We start from the raw sequence: 15,857 nt of genomic DNA, 5'->3' as shown, positions 1-15,857 counted from the left end.
CCTTTACGCCTCTGGCACGGGTTTTGTCGCCTCGAACCCAAGGGTTTCGGGGTCGAATTCATAATGCGCCCCACAGAATTGGCAATCGGCCAAGACCTGCCCGTCTTCCGTGGTCATATGTGCGATATCTTTAGCCGAATAGATCGACAGGCTTTGACGCACCCGCGCCTCTGAACAGGTGCAGCCAAACCGCACTGGCAGCGGATCAAAGACGCGTGGCGATTCCTCATGGAACAGGCGCAGCAAGAGATCCGTCTGGCTGAGAGAGGGGCCAATCAATTCAAACGTGTCTACAGTATCAAGAAGGATATTGGCGCGGTTCCAATTTTCGCCCTCATCCTCATTGAGAAGATCGGTTGCGGCCAAAAGCCCTGCTTCCCCTGATCCGCCTTCGCCAGTCACATGCGGGCTTGCTTTGGGCATATGCTGCAGCATCACGCCGCCTGCGCGCCAATTCTCCCCTTCCTGCCCTGGGGTGGAGGAGCGACCATAGCCCAACATAAACCGTGTTGGTAATTGCTCGGATTGCGCGAAATATGCTTCGGCACAACCGCGCAAAGCATCGCCCGTCAGAGGTGTGATGCCCTGATAGGGCGCGCTACCCGTGCCCTGATCCAAAAGAAGCGCGAAATAGCCCTTGCCCGCCTGTGGAAAGGGTGCGGCGCTGTTGTCAAATTTGTCTTTGTCATAACTTGCATAGGCGCGGATGCGGGCGGGTTTCCCCTCGCCTTCAGGGGCATAAAAATCTGTCGCGATCAAACGCAGCGGCCCATCACCGCGTAATTGCAGCGACAATTTCCAACGCAGTTTTATGGTCTGTCCGATCAAGGCGGTCAAAAGCACCATCTCAGCCACCATAGCCTCAACGCCTGATGGGTAATCATGTTGGCTCAGAATTTGATCCAGCGTCTGGTCAAGGCGCACCACGCGCCCCCGAATATCGGAAGCGTCTAATTGAAATGGTAAAACCACATCATCCCAAGCGGCATCCGCGCCAACAGTCATTCTCTTTCGTCCTTCGCCTAAAATAATCGCGCCTTTTTTGTCAGGGTCAGCCAAAGGCCGCACCCCGTCAACCGCGGTCTGCTTTCATATAGGTCGTCCAAGGGCAAGACCCAAACCACGCTTTGGGCCGCAAAGCCGCCATGCGGCTGCCACAATCTGGGCAAATTTCGATGGTCATTTACGGGCCATAACTTTGATTTGGCTCTCATTGCGCGTGGCTTGCGCAAAATCCGCCTCAGGCTGCGAACGGGGTAAGGCGCATATGAAAATTTTGATGGTGCACCAAAATTATCCCGGTCAGTATCGAGAAATATTGTCTTGGCTGATTGCACAAGGTGGGCATGAAATTGTGTTTCTGACCCAAAGACAGGGCATTGCACCGCGCGATGGGGTGAGAATTGTCAGCTATCCAACCCATCACAGACCCTCTGACGGCGCCTATGCCTTTAGTAAATATTGGGAAGAATGTTGTGGCAATGGCTATGGCGCGGCCGTTGCGATGCAAGCGATAAAGGCCGAAGGGTTCACACCCGACATCATCTTGGGACATATTGGTTGGGGTGAGTTGACCTTTGTGCGTCAGGTGTGGCCCGCATGCCCCGTCATTGGATATTTTGAATATTTCTTTCTCAATGAAGGCGGCAGCGTTGGCTTTGATCCTGAATATCCGTCTTCCAAAGACACGCCCTATATTATGCATGCGCGCAACGCGATGAACTTTGCCAATTTGGAAACGGTTGATCGAGGGGTTACACCCACGAAATGGCAGCACGATACCTTTCCCAAGAGCTTTCATTCTAAATTTTACACCTGCCACGATGGCATCCGAACGGACAGGCTTATGGCTGACCCAGATGCCACAATCGGGCTGTCTCGGCTTGCGAAGAAACTGACGCGAGAGGATGAGGTTTTCACCTATATGGCGCGCAATTTGGAGCCTGTGCGCGGTTTCCACCAATTCATGCGCGCTTTGCCAAAAATCCTAGAGGCACGGCCGAATGCAAGGGCGTTGATCATTGGTGGCAATGAGGCGTCATATGGCAAGAAATCGGATATCCAAGGGGGATATCGCGCGCAAATGGAGCAAGAAGTGGGCAAAGACCTTGATTGGTCGCGTGTCCACTTTTTAGGCCGTGTGCCTTATGCGGATTATCGCACCATTATTCAGCTCTCGCGCTGCCACATCTATTTGACGGTGCCCTTTGTTTTGTCCTGGTCTTTGCTTGAATCGATGTCGATGCAAGCCCCGATTGTGGCCTCTGGCACGGCCCCCGTGCGCGAGGTGATCAAAGATGGCAAGACGGGGCTTTTGGCGGATTTCTTGAACCCTGATGAGATCGCCGAAAAGGCGATCCAACTTTTGTCGGATTACAAACTCGGTGAGAAACTCGGCAAAGCCGCTCGTGCCCATGTGGTGAAGTTCTATGACTTTGAAAAAGTCTGCCTGCCTCAGCATCTGCGCCAGATCAATGCGCTGGTTCCAAAGGCCAAAGCGATAGCGTTGCCCAAGAGCAAATAGTGATCTGGGGTTTGACCGCGCGGGTGTTTTCTGACAGCAGGATTGACAATACCGCAGTTTCCGCACGGGTGATCCATGGCAGAGCAAATTCTGGTAACAGGTGGGGCGGGCTATATTGGTTCGCATGTCGTGGTCGCTTTGCATGAGGCGGGCTATACCCCCGTCATATTCGATAATTTTAACAACGCCCGCCGCGATGTGCCTGTGCGTTTGGCGCAGATCATGGGCACGGCCCCAAGCGTTATTGAGGGGGACATCCGCGACAGTGCCTGCCTTGATCAGGCCTTTCAGGAACATGAATTTGGCGGGGTGATTCATTTGGCCGCCCATAAAGCGGTGGGCGAAAGCGTTGCCAAGCCATTGGCGTATTTTGATAATAACGTGGGTGGTTTTTTGAACCTCCTCGGCGCAATGGAACGGGCAGGGTGTAAGCGCCTTGTGTTTTCGTCATCCGCCACAGTTTATGGTGAGCCTGATGAAACCCCAACACCCGAAACTGCGCCACGCCGTGCGATGAACCCTTACGGGCGCACCAAAATCATCTGCGAAGAAATGTTGCAGGATCTGTGTGCAGCTGATCCAGAATGGGCGGTGGGTGTTTTGCGTTATTTCAACCCCGCTGGGGCGCATGGCTCGGCGCTGATTGGCGAAGACCCTGCGGATATCCCAAACAATCTGATGCCTTATATTGCCAAGGTGGCCACTGGCGCATTGGCAAAAATCTCGGTTTTTGGAAATGATTATGACACTCCCGATGGCACGGGTGTTCGGGATTATATCCATGTTGAAGATTTGGCCGAAGGTCATGTTCTGTCTTTGGCGCAGTTGCGGCAGGGGCACGGGCATTTGGTCAATCTAGGGACGGGGCGGGGGTATTCGGTCTTGGAAATGATCGCCGCCTATCAGCGCGCTACGAACCGCCAGTTGCCCTATGAGATTGTCGCGCGCCGTGAGGGGGATGTGCCAATTTATTGTGCCAAAACAGAAAAAGCCCGCGATCTGCTAGGGTTTGAAGCAAAGCGCGGGCTTGATGAGATGTGCGCCAGTTCTTGGGCTTGGATGCAGGCCCAAGAGTGCGGGAACGATTAACCTTTTAGGCGGCGATTGCGCGCGGCCAACAGTTTCAAGCGCAGCGCGTTCAGCTGGATAAAGCCCTGCGCATCTTTTTGATCATAGGCGCCCGCATCCTCTTCGAAGGTCACATGGGCCTCGGAATATAGGCTGTGATCGGACCAACGCGCCACAGTGCGTGCCGCACCCTTATAGAGTTTGACGCGCACAGTGCCAGATACATGCTCCTGGCTTTTGTCGATCAGCGCTTGAAGCATTTCGCGCTCAGGGCTGAACCAGAAGCCGTTATAGATCAGTTCCGCATAGCGCGGCATGATGGAATCTTTCAGATGGCCCGCGCCGCTATCCAAGGTGATCTGCTCAATCCCGCGATGGGCCTCAAGCAAAATCGTGCCGCCTGGTGTTTCATAAATGCCGCGCGATTTCATCCCAACAAAGCGGTTTTCAACCAGATCAAGGCGGCCAATGCCGTGCTTGCCGCCCAATTCATTGAGCTTGGTCAGGATTGTGGCGGGGCTCATTGCGGTGCCATTGATTGCAACTGCATCACCGCGCTCAAACGTGATTTCCACCATTTCGGGCGTGTCAGGCGCGTCTTCAGGATGGACGCTGCGCTGATAGACGTAGTCGGGCGCTTCTTGTGCGGGGTCTTCGAGAACTTTCCCTTCAGAAGATGTGTGCAGCAGGTTTGCATCCACTGAAAATGGGGCTTCGCCGCGTTTGTCCTTGGCGATAGGAATTTGATTTTTTTCTGCAAAATCCAACAATTTTGTGCGGCTGGTCAAATCCCACAACCGCCATGGTGCGATGACTTTGATGTCTGGGTTCAGCGCGTAGGCGGCCAATTCAAAACGCACTTGGTCATTGCCCTTGCCCGTTGCCCCATGCGAGATCGCATCGGCCCCAGTGGCTTCGGCAATTTCAACCAACCGCTTGGAAATCAGCGGGCGCGCGATGGATGTGCCAAGAAGATAAAGCCCCTCGTAAATCGCATTGGCGCGGAACATCGGGAAAACGAAATCGCGCACGAATTCTTCGCGGAGGTCTTCGATGAAAATTTCGGACACGCCCAGCAATTCGGCCTTTTTGCGTGCGGGCTCCAGTTCTTCGCCTTGACCCAGATCGGCGGTAAAGGTCACGACCTCGCAGCCATATTCGGTCTGCAGCCATTTCAGGATGATGGATGTATCAAGACCACCTGAATAAGCGAGAACAACTTTCTTGGGCGCAGACATCGTTTAGCTCCGAATTTGAAAGGGATTGGCGCGCGATAACGGGTTTTGGCGAGGGACGCAAGTTGGCGCAGTATCCGCTTGGCGCATTGCGCAGGCTAGACAGGGGGCAATCTTTAAGGCAGGCCTAGGGAATGAATGATTTTAAAAATAATGCCAAAGCTGCAGAACAGGCAATGCGCGCCTTGTTTACGCCTACGCCTTTGCAGAAAAATATTTATCTGTCAGAGCGCTATGGCGCAGATATTTGGCTCAAGCGCGAGGATCTTAGTCCTGTGCGCTCGTATAAAATTCGCGGTGCCTTTAACGCAATGCGCAAGGCTTTGGCCGTGGATGCCACGCGCCGGCAATTCGTTTGCGCCAGCGCGGGCAATCACGCACAAGGCGTGGCCTATGTCTGCCAGCATTTTGGGGTTGAAGGTGTGATTTTCATGCCCGTCACCACCCCACAGCAGAAGATCGCCAAAACCCGTGCCTTTGGGGGGGGCAATGTGCGCATCGAATTGGTCGGCGATTATTTTGATGAGACATTGGCCGCAGCGCAGGGATTTTGCGCGCGCGAAGGTGCTCATTTCCTGTCACCTTTTGATGATGAAGATGTGATTGAGGGGCAGGCTTCGGTGGCTGTTGAGATGGTCGAGCAACTGGGCCGCGCCCCCGATTGCTTGGTGCTGCCTGTAGGGGGTGGGGGGTTGTCAGCGGGTATGTTGTCGTATCTCGGGCGCGATCAGGCCGTGACCTTGGTTGAGCCTGTGGGCGGCCCAAGTCTGACCGCAGCACTGACCGAGGGCGCGCCAAAGACGGTCAAAATTGAAGATACGTTTGTCGATGGCGCGGCTGTTGCGCGCATTGGTGAAAAAACCTTTGCGCGGCTCAGTCATATCAAGCCTGAACGCGTGCATTTGGCACCTGAAAACCGAATTTGCGTGACGATTCAAGAGATGCTCAACATCGAAGGCATTGTGCTGGAACCTGCCGGGGCCTTGTCGATTGATGTTTTGCCTGAAATTGCCGATGAGATTACGGGTAAGTCGGTGGTCTGTGTGACCTCTGGCGGAAATTTCGATTTCGAGCGATTGCCCGAAGTCAAAGAGCGTGCAATGCGCTTCTTGGGCGTAAAGAAATATTTCATCTTGCGTATGCCGCAGCGCCCCGGGGCCCTGCGCGAATTTTTGAACCTGCTTGGCCCAGATGATGATATCGCGCGATTTGAGTATTTGAAGAAATCCGCGCGCAATTTCGGATCGGTTTTAATTGGGATTGAAACGAAAGACGCCGCGCATTTTCCGGATCTAATGGCGCGGATTGAGGCGCGTGGATTTGCCTGTCGCGACATTACCAATGACGAGGTTTTGGCTGAATTTCTGATTTGAAAAGCGCGGTCTAAATCTCGGCGCCAAGTTGGGGGATATGGTGCGCCAGCGCCGCAAGACCGGTCGAAAGCAGTCGGGTCAAACTGTCGAGATCGGCCTGTGTTGCGAGCCCCTCACGATGTTCAAGTCTGTGGCAATATTCGCAAAAGCTAGTTAGGCCAAGATTACTGGCCGCCCCGCGCAATGCATGAAATGCACGTGCTGTGGCCATGTTTGGATCAGCGGATAAGGCGCTGAGGTCATTTTTCAATTCGGCGATAAACACCGCCGCCAAGTCGATGAATTCATCTTCGCCCAATTCGCTGCGCAAAATGGTGACATGATCAAGGTCAATGGCATTTGCGGCCAATCGAGATTGAATTTGACCCAGATGCGAGCGCGCGCCGTGATTTGTGGAAAATGCGGTCATCTTGCTGCCTTCGCCTTTTGCCTTGCCCCTCGATACGCCCCTAGCGGTTAAAGAAGTGTTTACGGCAGGGCTGAAGTTTACAGCCTGAGCGCCTACTCGCGTTTACGTTGTATTAGGAACAGGGCGCTAAGAGGGTCGGGCAAAGGAGATTTCCGTGACGATTCACGCCCTGACCAATCATAGGATTGCTGCGCGGCCCTCACGGTTGCCAACCCTCGCAGATATGCCTTCTGCGCGGGTATCGCCTTATGCGGGACACCCAATGCCTGTTCTGGTGATCGATGACAGTGCCGCGCAACGGCGGTTGATTTGCCATATGCTGTCCCAGTGGGGCTATGACCCAGTGCCATGCGAGACAGCAACCCATGGGCTTGAGGTGTTGAAACAGCGGCAAATGTCGCTGGTCGTCTGTGATTGGGTGATGCCAGAAATGTCTGGCCCAGAATTCTGCGCCCATCTGCGCAAGATTGAGACGGACGGGTATTCTTATGTCATCCTGCTGACCTCAAAAACAGGACGGGACGCGATTACGGCGGGTTTGGACTCGGGTGCGGATGATTTTCTTTCAAAGCCCGTGCATCCGCCCGAATTATTGGCGCGGTTGCGCGCAGGCGAGCGGATTTTGCAAATTCACAGCGAATTACAGCAGAAAAATGCGCTGCTCAGCCAAACCCTTGAGAAACTTAGCGTTCTTTATGTTGATCTGGATCGTGACCTTCAGGCGGCGCGTGATATGCAACAGGCCTTGGTGCGCGAACCATCTGTTAGCCTGCCTGAGGCACAGCTGTCGTTGATGCTGCGCGCATCGGGCCATGTTGGCGGTGATCTTGTCGTTTATTTTCCTGCAGGTGAAGACAAGATCGGCATGTTCTCTTTGGATGTCTCGGGTCATGGCGTTTCAGCAGCGATGATCACCGCGCGCTTGGCCAGTTTGCTCTTGCCGCATTCGGCTGAACGAAACCTCTGCCTGCGGCGCAACGGTGGCGCGGTGCAGGCCTTACCCCCTGTTGAGGTGGCGCAAGCCCTTAACCGTCTGATGCTTCGCGAGGATATGGGGGGGCATTACTTTACGTTGTGCTATGTGCTGTTCAATCTGAAAACTGGAACGGGCCGCTTTGTTCAAGCGGGCCATCCCTTGCCCTTCGTTTTACGCAATGGGGGCAGTGTGCAGGAAATTGGCACAGGTGGATTGCCCATCGGTCTTTTGGAGGACGCAGATTGGGTTGAGCAAGAATTCACGCTCACGGGCGGGGATTGTCTGTTTCTATATTCGGATGGATGGGTCGAATGCCCCAATCCGCAAGGGCAATTGTGGCAAGAGGCCGGTTTGGCTACGGCCTTGGCGCGCCATCAGGAGCGGCGCGGCCATGACCTACTTTCCGCCCTGACCTGCGATCTTGAGGCCTATGCGGGTGGTGATGAATTCGTGGATGATATCTCTGCCGCCATGTTGGCCTATCGGCCATAATGGGCCAGGAGTTGCCGCACAAAATGCCGATCCCCTGACACGGCCAATAGCGTTTCAGCCTCGTCCCACGGCAGGAAAATCGCGCTATGGCCTGCCTCTGTTGGTTCCCCCATGCGGCGCCCCAGTTGGGCATAGAAGATGTGGCACTGCTTATGTGCGTGATAGCCATAATCGGGCATGAATGTATGGCGATGAAACATCCCCAAGCGGCGAATTCCATGGATGCGATATCCCGTTTCTTCCAAAACTTCGCGATGCAAGGCTTGGATGGCGGTTTCGCCTGCGTCAATCCCGCCCCCAGGCAATTGAAATTCGGGGTCTGGATCCTCTTGGAATGTGGCCAGAATGCCATCACCTGCATCAATAATCGCATAGGCCCCCGCGCGGGGGCGGTAATATTGGTTTGGATCTGGCCAATTGCCAAAACGGCGGTTCATTTTATCCCCCTCAGGTGCGACTTGCTTTGAGCACGACTTTGACAGGTGTATCCCGTTCTCAAAACCCCTCAAATGCATGTCAGACCCTGTGCAAAGCTTGATTTTTTGTCTAAGTCAGACCACAGCACGCCACACCAACCAGATCGGGCAAGAGATTATGACACAGCAGGATAAATTGGCCGCGATCCGCGACACCGCCGCCCGCGTTTTGAAAATTGAGGCGGATGCGGTGATGGCTTTGGCCGCGCACTTGCCTGCTGATTTTGACGGCGCGGTTGAGGCCATGTTGGCCACGAAAGGCCGTGTGATCCTATCTGGTATCGGAAAATCGGGGCATATTGCGCGCAAGATCAGCTCAACCCTTGCTTCGACTGGTACACCTTCGGCTTTTGTCCACCCTGCTGAGGCAAGCCACGGTGATTTAGGTATGATCACCCCTGAGGATTTGGTGATTTTGATCTCAAACTCAGGTGAAACGGCTGAATTGGGCGATATCGTGGCCCATGTGGCGCGGTTTTCAATCCCGATGATTGGCATATCAGGGCGCGAAGACAGCACATTGATGCGGGCGGCGCAGTATCGTTTGACCTTGCCTGCCGCGCCTGAGGCTTGTGTGATTGGGATGGCGCCGACAACCTCAACGACCCTAACACTTGCCTTGGGCGATGCATTGGCCGTTTGTGTCATGGAGCAGCGCGGTTTTCGACCCGATCAATTCCGCACCTTTCATCCCGGCGGGAAATTGGGCGCACAATTGTCAAAAGTTGCGCAATTGATGCATGAAGGGGCGGCCTTGCCCTTGGTTCAGGTGACCACCCCGATGCCTGAGACCCTGTTGGTGATGACCGAGAAAAGCTTCGGTATCGTGGGGGTCTTGGACGGCGAAGGTCGCCTTGATGGGGTGATCTCGGATGGGGATTTGCGGCGCAACATGGCGCGGCTAATGTCCTGCACGGCTGGTGATGTCGCCACCAAATCCCCCCGCGTGACCGCCCCAGATGCCCTTGCCGCCGAGGCCTTGGCGGTCATGTCAGCGCATAAAATCACAGCCCTTTTCGCGTTGGATGATGAACAACGCCCTGTCGGTCTGTTGCACTTGCACGATTGCCTGCGGGCGGGTTTGGCTTAAACCTTTAGCGTCCTATCGCGTCATAGGTGGCAAAGCCTGCGGCTAGCGCATCTTGGCGGCTGTATATATTGCGCAAATCGGCCATGCGCGCCTGCGCCATGCCCTTGGACAAACGGGTTAAATCCAGCGCGCGGAACTCGTTCCACTCGGTTAGGATCACCAAAAGATCGGCGGCTTCCGCAGCGGTATAGGGGTCATCGCACCATGTCACATTTGGCAACAGATGCTCCCCTTCACGGCGGCCTTGCGGGTCGACCACACGCACGGTCGCGCCACCGCCCACAAGAGCGGGCACAATGGTAAGCGAAGGCGCATCACGCATATCATCGGTGTTTGGCTTAAAGGTTACGCCCAGCACAGCGATTTTCTTGCCATTGAAACTGCCATCACACAGATCACGCAGTTTTTCGATCATGCGCAGTTTAACTGCGTCATTCACGCGGATCACTGTTTCTACAATCTGTTGGGGGGCTGCAAAATCCTGACCGATCCGCGCCAAGGCTTGGGTGTCCTTGGGGAAACAAGACCCACCATACCCTGGCCCTGCATGTAGAAACTTATTTCCAATGCGCCCATCAAGCCCCATACCTTTTGAGACTTCCTTCACATCCGCGCCGACTTTTTCGCAGAGCGCGGCGATTTCATTGATGAAGGTGATCTTGGTCGCAAGAAAGGCATTGGCCGCGTATTTGATCATTTCCGCCGATTCCAGATCGGTGGTCACGATTGGAAAATCGCGCAGATACAGGGGGCGATAAATCTCTGCCATAACCTTGGCTGCGCGCTCTGATTGCACGCCAACCACAACGCGGTCTGGCTTCATGAAATCGTCAATCGCGGCCCCTTCCCGAAGAAACTCAGGGTTTGAGGCAACATCAAACTCCGCCTTTGGATTGGCCTGTGCCACAACCTCTTGCACCTTGCGGTTGGTGCCAACAGGCACAGTCGATTTTGTCACCACCACGGCATAGCCTGTCAGCGCGCGCCCGACTTCTTCGGCGGCGGCCATGACATAGGTGAGGTCAGCATGGCCATCGCCCCGCCGCGTGGGCGTGCCAACAGCAATAAACACAGCATCTGCCCCATCTACAGCGTGCGCCAAATCCGTTGTAAAGGACAGCCGCCCCGCCTCGACATTGCGGGCCATCAAATCCTCAAGGCCGGGCTCATAAATCGGAACCTCACCCTTATTCAGTTTAGCGATTTTTTCTGGGGCCTTGTCGACACAGATCACCTCATGCCCAAAATCCGAGAAGCAGACCCCCGAAACCAAGCCAACATAGCCTGTGCCAATCATTGCAATCCGCATGGTTTAATGTCCTTTTTTGGCCAATCTTGTTCTCGTCCTAGCAGCGATAATAATCGCGATACCAGTCCACAAACGCGGCAACCCCGTCTTGCACTGCGGTTTGTGGCTTGTAGCCTGTTAAGCGCATCAAAAGGCTTGCATCGGCCCATGTGGCAGGCACATCGCCTGCTTGCATATCCATGAAATTCTTTTGCGCCTCGATCCCAAGACGCGCTTCTATCGCGGCGATGAATTCCATCAAAGGCACTGATTGTGAGTTTCCGATATTCACAATGCGATGGGGCGCAACAGGTGAAAGGCTATCGCCTTCAGCAATCTCAGAGGCCGCGTTGGGGCGGGTCGGTATGGCATCAATCAGACGCACAATCCCATCAACCAGATCTGTGACATAGGTAAAATCACGGGCCATTTCGCCATGGTTGTAGACATCAATTGGCTTACCTTCGAGGATCGCCTTGGTGAATTTGAACAGCGCCATATCAGGCCTGCCCCATGGGCCGTAGACCGTGAAAAACCGAAACAATGTGGTGGGGATGTCAAAAAGATGGGCATAGGAATGCGCCATCACTTCGTTGGATTTCTTGGTTGCCGCATAGAAAGACATCTGTGTGTCGCATTTTTGCGTTTCGGCATAGGGCATCGTCTCATTCGCGCCATAGGCGGAGGAGGTCGAGGCGATTAGTAAATGTGCGGGCTTGTGATGGCGCGCGGCCTCAAGCACGCGGAAGGTTCCGATCAAATTGGCTTCGACATAGCTTTCGGGATTGTCGATGGAATAACGCACCCCCGCTTGCGCGGCGAGGTGGATCACCGCGTCAGGATGGAAATCGGCCATGAGCCCATCCATGACACCCGCACCCTCAACCCGATCATGCACAACGCGGAAATTGGGCGACTGGTTCAGCATCGCCTCGCGGCGTTCTTTGAGGGTGACATCATAGTAATCGGTCATGGCATCTAGGCCCAGAACCTCCCACCCATCGGCCAAGAGACGCTGCGACAGGTGAAACCCGATAAAACCAGATGAACCCGTTACCAATGCGCGCCGTGTGGCCATGTCATGTCCTCGATTGTCGTTTGGGTTTCCCTAACAGGGAAAGCCTTGAACCTCCAAGAGACAAATCCGCGCTTTTGGGGGCTATGTGATATTTGGCGCAAAGGCACAGGTTGCAAAATGATCATTCACAAGCCCACTGGCTTGCATGAAGGCATAAACTGTTGTGGGGCCGCAGAATTTGAACCCTGCCTGCTTTAGGGCCTTGGACAGCGCCGCCGAGGTTGCGGTTTGTGCTGGAACATCACCAAGGGTTTGGGGGCGGTTTATCTGCGGGGTGTGATCCACAAAACCCCAGATAAATTTTGAAAAGCCAATCTCAGCCTCAAGTTTGAGATAGGCCTGTGCATTTGTAAGGGTGGCCTCAATTTTACCGCGGTGGCGAATGACGCCTTGGTCTTGCATCAATCGCTCAATATCCGCCGAACCCCATTTGGCGAGTGCATGGGGATCAAACCCTGCAAAAGCAGCGCGAAAATTCTCGCGCTTTCGCAGGATCGTGATCCAACTTAGGCCTGCTTGGAACCCTTCAAGACACAAGTTTTCAAACAGCCCGCGGCTGTCATAGAGGGGCCGCCCCCATTCTTGGTCGTGATAGGCGATATAGTCGGGATCGCCCAAGCACCATGCGCAGCGAATTATCGTTGGATCATCCATAATCTGCCCCTTTGTTCACCTCACATTAAGAGTTGGCACGGCACATCTACAAGGCAGCAATTGGAGATGACCATGACCGTGCCGCGCAGTGATTTTGCAAATCCTGATTTGGCCAGCCCTTTCGCGGTTGCCATGACCGATATGCGGCGCGGGGCAATCGCCCTAGTCGAAGGGGCTTTGAGGCGGGGGGATGTCGCCTTGGCATTTCAGCCGATTATGCGGGCCCATGGGAAAGGCCCTGCCTTTTACGAGGGGTTGGTGCGCGTATTTGATGAGGCGGGGCGGCTGATCCCCGCCCGCGATTTTATCATGGAGGTTGAGGCCACAGAACTTGGCCGCAGGCTGGATTGCGCGGCCCTTGCGATGGGGCTTGCAGCTATACATGAAGCGCCGCATCTGCGTCTTGCGGTGAATATGTCAGCCCGCTCTATCGGCTATGCGCCGTTTCATAAAATTCTGGCCGCTCATATTGCCGCCCATCCGCAAGATTTGGAACGTTTGATCCTTGAGATCACTGAGACAAGCGCGATGCAGATGCCTGAATTGGTGACGCCGTTTATGCGGGATCTGCACGCGAAGGGGGTTAGCTTTGCCTTGGATGATTTTGGGGCAGGGAATACTGCCTTGCGCTATTTGCGGGACTTCTCGTTTGATATTCTGAAGGTTGATGCGCAATTCGTGGCGCATGTCGCCGATGATCCCGACAATCAGGTTTTATGTTCTGCGATCCAATCCGTGGCACGCCATTTTGATATGCTGATTGTGGCGGAAGGGATTGAAAACCCTGCCGATGCCGATTGGCTGTCGCGGGCGGGCTTTGATGGGTTGCAAGGATATGTATACGCCGTGCCCAGTTTGGAAAAGCCGTGGCTGAAGGAAACCGCCCCTAGTCATCCCTCTATTGCTGCGCCACGGCGGGTGCGCCCTGGGTCGCGTTAATCTGTCAATTGCGCAGATGTCTAGCAAGCGCGACAACAAAGTCTGTTGTCGGTTGAGCGATGAAGGCCTATCACTAGACCTTGAGGAAAGAATTTCGGCCCCGCGGCCCTCTCCTCTCCGCCACGGGGTCGGCAGGGATAGGTCAGGAAAGGACGTCTAATGACCAACGTGGTGATTGTTTCTGCTGCACGCACAGCGGTGGGTAGTTTTCTGGGATCATTCGCAAATACGCCTGCCCATGAACTTGGGCGCGTTGTGCTTGAGGCCATTGTGGCCCGCGCAGGGATTGATAAATCCGAAGTGTCCGAGACAATTTTGGGTCAAGTTTTGACAGCGGCACAAGGTCAAAACCCCGCGCGTCAGGCGCATATTAATGCAGGTTTCCCACAGGAAGCGGCCGCATGGAGCATCAATCAGGTCTGCGGTTCGGGCCTGCGTTCAGTCGCAATTGGGGCACAGCACATTATGCTGGGTGACGCTGCAATCGTTGCCGCTGGTGGTCAAGAAAATATGTCGATGAGCCCCCATGCAGCCTGCCTGCGTCAGGGCCAGAAAATGGGTGATTTGGCCTATATCGACACAATGATTCGTGATGGTTTGTGGGACGCGTTTAACGGCTATCACATGGGCCAGACCGCCGAGAATGTCGCCAATCAATGGCAAATCAGCCGCGAGGCTCAGGACGAATTTGCGGCTGCGAGCCAGAACAAGGCTGAGGCAGCGCAAAAGGCAGGTAAATTCGTGGATGAGATCACCCCTGTTACGCTGAAAACGCGTAAGGGTGAAACTGTTGTTGATAGCGATGAATATATCCGCCATGGCGCAACAGTCGAAGCGATGGCAGGCTTGCGTCCTGCCTTTGCAAAGGATGGCTCTGTGACAGCGGGCAATGCCTCGGGCCTCAATGATGGCGCTGCCGCGGTGTTGTTGATGTCAGAAGAAGACGCGCAGAAGCGCGGTCTAACCCCATTGGCGCGCATTGCCTCTTATGCCACTGCGGGTCTTGACCCTTCGATCATGGGTGTTGGCCCGATCTATGCGTCACGTAAGGCATTGGACAAAGCGGGGTGGGCTGCTGCTGATCTTGATTTGGTTGAAGCCAACGAAGCTTTTGCTGCGCAGGCCTGCGCTGTGAACAAGGATATGGGGTGGAACCCTGATATTGTGAACGTGAATGGCGGCGCTATTGCCATTGGCCACCCGATTGGTGCGTCTGGCTGTCGTATCCTGAACACGCTTTTGTTCGAAATGCAGCGCCGTGATGCGAAAAAAGGTCTAGCGACCTTGTGCATCGGCGGCGGCATGGGCGTGGCCATGTGCCTTGAACGCCCCTGAGGCAACTTATTGGGGTATTTCGCAAGGGGCGCTTTCGGGCGCCCCTTTTTGCATCCGCAAAATCATATGCGAAACAATGTTGCGCGCGCAGCATATCTATCGTAACAACGTTACACAGACCTAGGCCTGATCGGAGGAAGATATGGCAAGAGTAGCATTAGTAACAGGTGGCAGCCGCGGTATTGGGGAGGCAATCTCCAAGCGTTTAAAGGCCGAAGGCTATGAGGTTGCTGCAACCTATGCGGGCAATGATGAGAAAGCTGCGGAATTCACCAAAGCCACAGGCATCAAAACCTATAAATGGAATGTTGGCTCTTACGAAGATTCCGCTGCGGGTATCGCCAAGGTCGAGGCTGATCTTGGCCCAATTGATGTTGTTGTCGCCAATGCGGGTATCACCCGCGATGCGCCTTTCCACAAAATGACGCCCGAACAATGGCATGAGGTGATCGACACCAACCTGACGGGTGTGTTCAACACGGTTCATCCGATTTGGCCTGGAATGCGCGAGCGCAAATTTGGCCGTGTCATTGTGATCTCTTCGATCAATGGCCAAAAGGGCCAGTTCGGCCAAGTGAATTACGCCGCGACCAAGGCGGGAGATTTGGGGATTGTGAAATCTCTGGCGCAAGAAGGCGCGCGCGCAGGCATTACGGCCAACGCGATTTGCCCCGGCTATATTGCAACCGAAATGGTTATGGCGATCCCAGAAGAGGTGCGCGCGAAAATCGTTGCAGGCATCCCAGCGGGTCGCTTGGGTGAACCTGACGAAATCGCCCGCTGCGTGGCCTTCCTTGCATCTGATGATGCAGGGTTCATCAACGGGTCTACCATCTCCGCCAATGGGGCGCAGTTCTTCGTGTAATCACGAGGCTGATGAAAAAACCGCCCCTCACTCTGGTGGGGGGCGGTTTTCTTTT

General features: G+C 54.6%; 15 protein-coding genes. 8 read left to right on the top strand and 7 right to left on the bottom strand.

What is annotated here, in order from left to right:
• Positions 1 to 3 precede the first annotated feature (3 nt).
• Positions 4 to 1,005: an Hsp33 family molecular chaperone HslO gene (locus tag RYZ18_RS11200; protein WP_317656868.1), complete on the bottom strand. Its 1,002-nt coding sequence runs from the start codon at positions 1,003 to 1,005 to the stop codon at positions 4 to 6.
• A 262-nt stretch (positions 1,006 to 1,267) separates the two neighbouring features.
• Between RYZ18_RS11200 and RYZ18_RS11195 the strand changes: the two genes are divergently transcribed.
• Together RYZ18_RS11195 and galE are read left to right on the top strand one after the other, a co-directional pair.
• Positions 1,268 to 2,524 (top strand): glycosyltransferase family 4 protein, encoded by a 1,257-nt coding sequence (locus RYZ18_RS11195; protein ID WP_317656866.1) that lies wholly within the window; start codon positions 1,268 to 1,270, stop codon positions 2,522 to 2,524.
• 75 nt (positions 2,525 to 2,599) lie between these two features.
• A complete protein-coding gene (gene galE / locus RYZ18_RS11190; RefSeq protein ID WP_317656864.1) occupies positions 2,600 to 3,613 on the top strand; it encodes a UDP-glucose 4-epimerase GalE in 1,014 nt (337 codons plus the stop codon).
• On the opposite strand, the gene RYZ18_RS11185 is transcribed toward galE, so the two are convergent.
• Complete coding sequence (locus RYZ18_RS11185) at positions 3,610 to 4,830, bottom strand: argininosuccinate synthase (RefSeq protein WP_317656862.1); 1,221 nt, start codon at positions 4,828 to 4,830, stop codon at positions 3,610 to 3,612. The two genes, galE and RYZ18_RS11185, sit on opposite strands and share 4 nt — an antisense overlap.
• 131 nt (positions 4,831 to 4,961) lie before the next feature.
• Here RYZ18_RS11185 and ilvA point away from each other — a divergent pair, with 131 nt between their 5' ends.
• Positions 4,962 to 6,200: a threonine ammonia-lyase IlvA gene (gene ilvA / locus RYZ18_RS11180; RefSeq protein ID WP_317656861.1), complete on the top strand. Its 1,239-nt coding sequence runs from the start codon at positions 4,962 to 4,964 to the stop codon at positions 6,198 to 6,200.
• A gap of 10 nt (positions 6,201 to 6,210) precedes the next feature.
• On the opposite strand, the gene RYZ18_RS11175 is transcribed toward ilvA, so the two are convergent.
• On the bottom strand, positions 6,211 to 6,609 hold the full coding sequence (locus RYZ18_RS11175) for an Hpt domain-containing protein (RefSeq protein WP_317656859.1): 399 nt from the start codon (positions 6,607 to 6,609) through the stop codon (positions 6,211 to 6,213).
• A gap of 154 nt (positions 6,610 to 6,763) precedes the next feature.
• On the opposite strand from RYZ18_RS11175, the gene RYZ18_RS11170 reads away from it, so the two are divergent.
• Positions 6,764 to 8,077: a SpoIIE family protein phosphatase gene (locus RYZ18_RS11170; RefSeq protein ID WP_317656857.1), complete on the top strand. Its 1,314-nt coding sequence runs from the start codon at positions 6,764 to 6,766 to the stop codon at positions 8,075 to 8,077.
• Here RYZ18_RS11170 and RYZ18_RS11165 read toward each other — a convergent pair.
• Positions 8,065 to 8,514, bottom strand: a complete 450-nt coding sequence (locus tag RYZ18_RS11165; protein WP_317656856.1) for an NUDIX hydrolase — start codon at positions 8,512 to 8,514, stop codon at positions 8,065 to 8,067. The two genes, RYZ18_RS11170 and RYZ18_RS11165, sit on opposite strands and share 13 nt — an antisense overlap.
• A 157-nt stretch (positions 8,515 to 8,671) precedes the next feature.
• On the opposite strand from RYZ18_RS11165, the gene RYZ18_RS11160 reads away from it, so the two are divergent.
• Positions 8,672 to 9,643: an SIS domain-containing protein gene (locus RYZ18_RS11160; protein ID WP_317656855.1), complete on the top strand. Its 972-nt coding sequence runs from the start codon at positions 8,672 to 8,674 to the stop codon at positions 9,641 to 9,643.
• A 4-nt stretch (positions 9,644 to 9,647) separates the two neighbouring features.
• Here the strand turns inward: RYZ18_RS11160 and RYZ18_RS11155 are convergent, their stop codons facing one another.
• From RYZ18_RS11155 to RYZ18_RS11145, 3 genes are all read right to left on the bottom strand, one after another.
• Complete coding sequence (locus RYZ18_RS11155) at positions 9,648 to 10,952, bottom strand: UDP-glucose dehydrogenase family protein (RefSeq protein WP_317656854.1); 1,305 nt, start codon at positions 10,950 to 10,952, stop codon at positions 9,648 to 9,650.
• Positions 10,953 to 10,989: 37 nt separating this feature from the next.
• Positions 10,990 to 12,009, bottom strand: a complete 1,020-nt coding sequence (locus tag RYZ18_RS11150) for an NAD-dependent epimerase/dehydratase family protein (protein ID WP_317656853.1) — start codon at positions 12,007 to 12,009, stop codon at positions 10,990 to 10,992.
• An 81-nt stretch (positions 12,010 to 12,090) separates the two neighbouring features.
• On the bottom strand, positions 12,091 to 12,663 hold the full coding sequence (locus RYZ18_RS11145) for a DNA-3-methyladenine glycosylase I (protein WP_317656852.1): 573 nt from the start codon (positions 12,661 to 12,663) through the stop codon (positions 12,091 to 12,093).
• Positions 12,664 to 12,729: 66 nt separating this feature from the next.
• On the opposite strand from RYZ18_RS11145, the gene RYZ18_RS11140 reads away from it, so the two are divergent.
• The 3 genes from RYZ18_RS11140 (at position 12,730) to phbB (ending at position 15,802) form a co-directional block, all read left to right on the top strand.
• On the top strand, positions 12,730 to 13,602 hold the full coding sequence (locus tag RYZ18_RS11140; RefSeq protein WP_317656851.1) for an EAL domain-containing protein: 873 nt from the start codon (positions 12,730 to 12,732) through the stop codon (positions 13,600 to 13,602).
• Positions 13,603 to 13,761: 159 nt separating this feature from the next.
• Complete coding sequence (locus RYZ18_RS11135; RefSeq protein ID WP_317656850.1) at positions 13,762 to 14,937, top strand: acetyl-CoA C-acetyltransferase; 1,176 nt, start codon at positions 13,762 to 13,764, stop codon at positions 14,935 to 14,937.
• Positions 14,938 to 15,079: 142 nt separating this feature from the next.
• Complete coding sequence (gene phbB / locus RYZ18_RS11130) at positions 15,080 to 15,802, top strand: acetoacetyl-CoA reductase (RefSeq protein WP_317656849.1); 723 nt, start codon at positions 15,080 to 15,082, stop codon at positions 15,800 to 15,802.
• The last annotated feature ends 55 nt before the right edge of the window (positions 15,803 to 15,857 follow it).

The sequence above is a fragment of the Roseovarius sp. 10 genome (assembly GCF_033100315.1).
Classification (GTDB): Bacteria; Pseudomonadota; Alphaproteobacteria; order Rhodobacterales; family Rhodobacteraceae; genus M30B80.
This window is presented reverse-complemented; position numbering and strand designations above follow the sequence as displayed.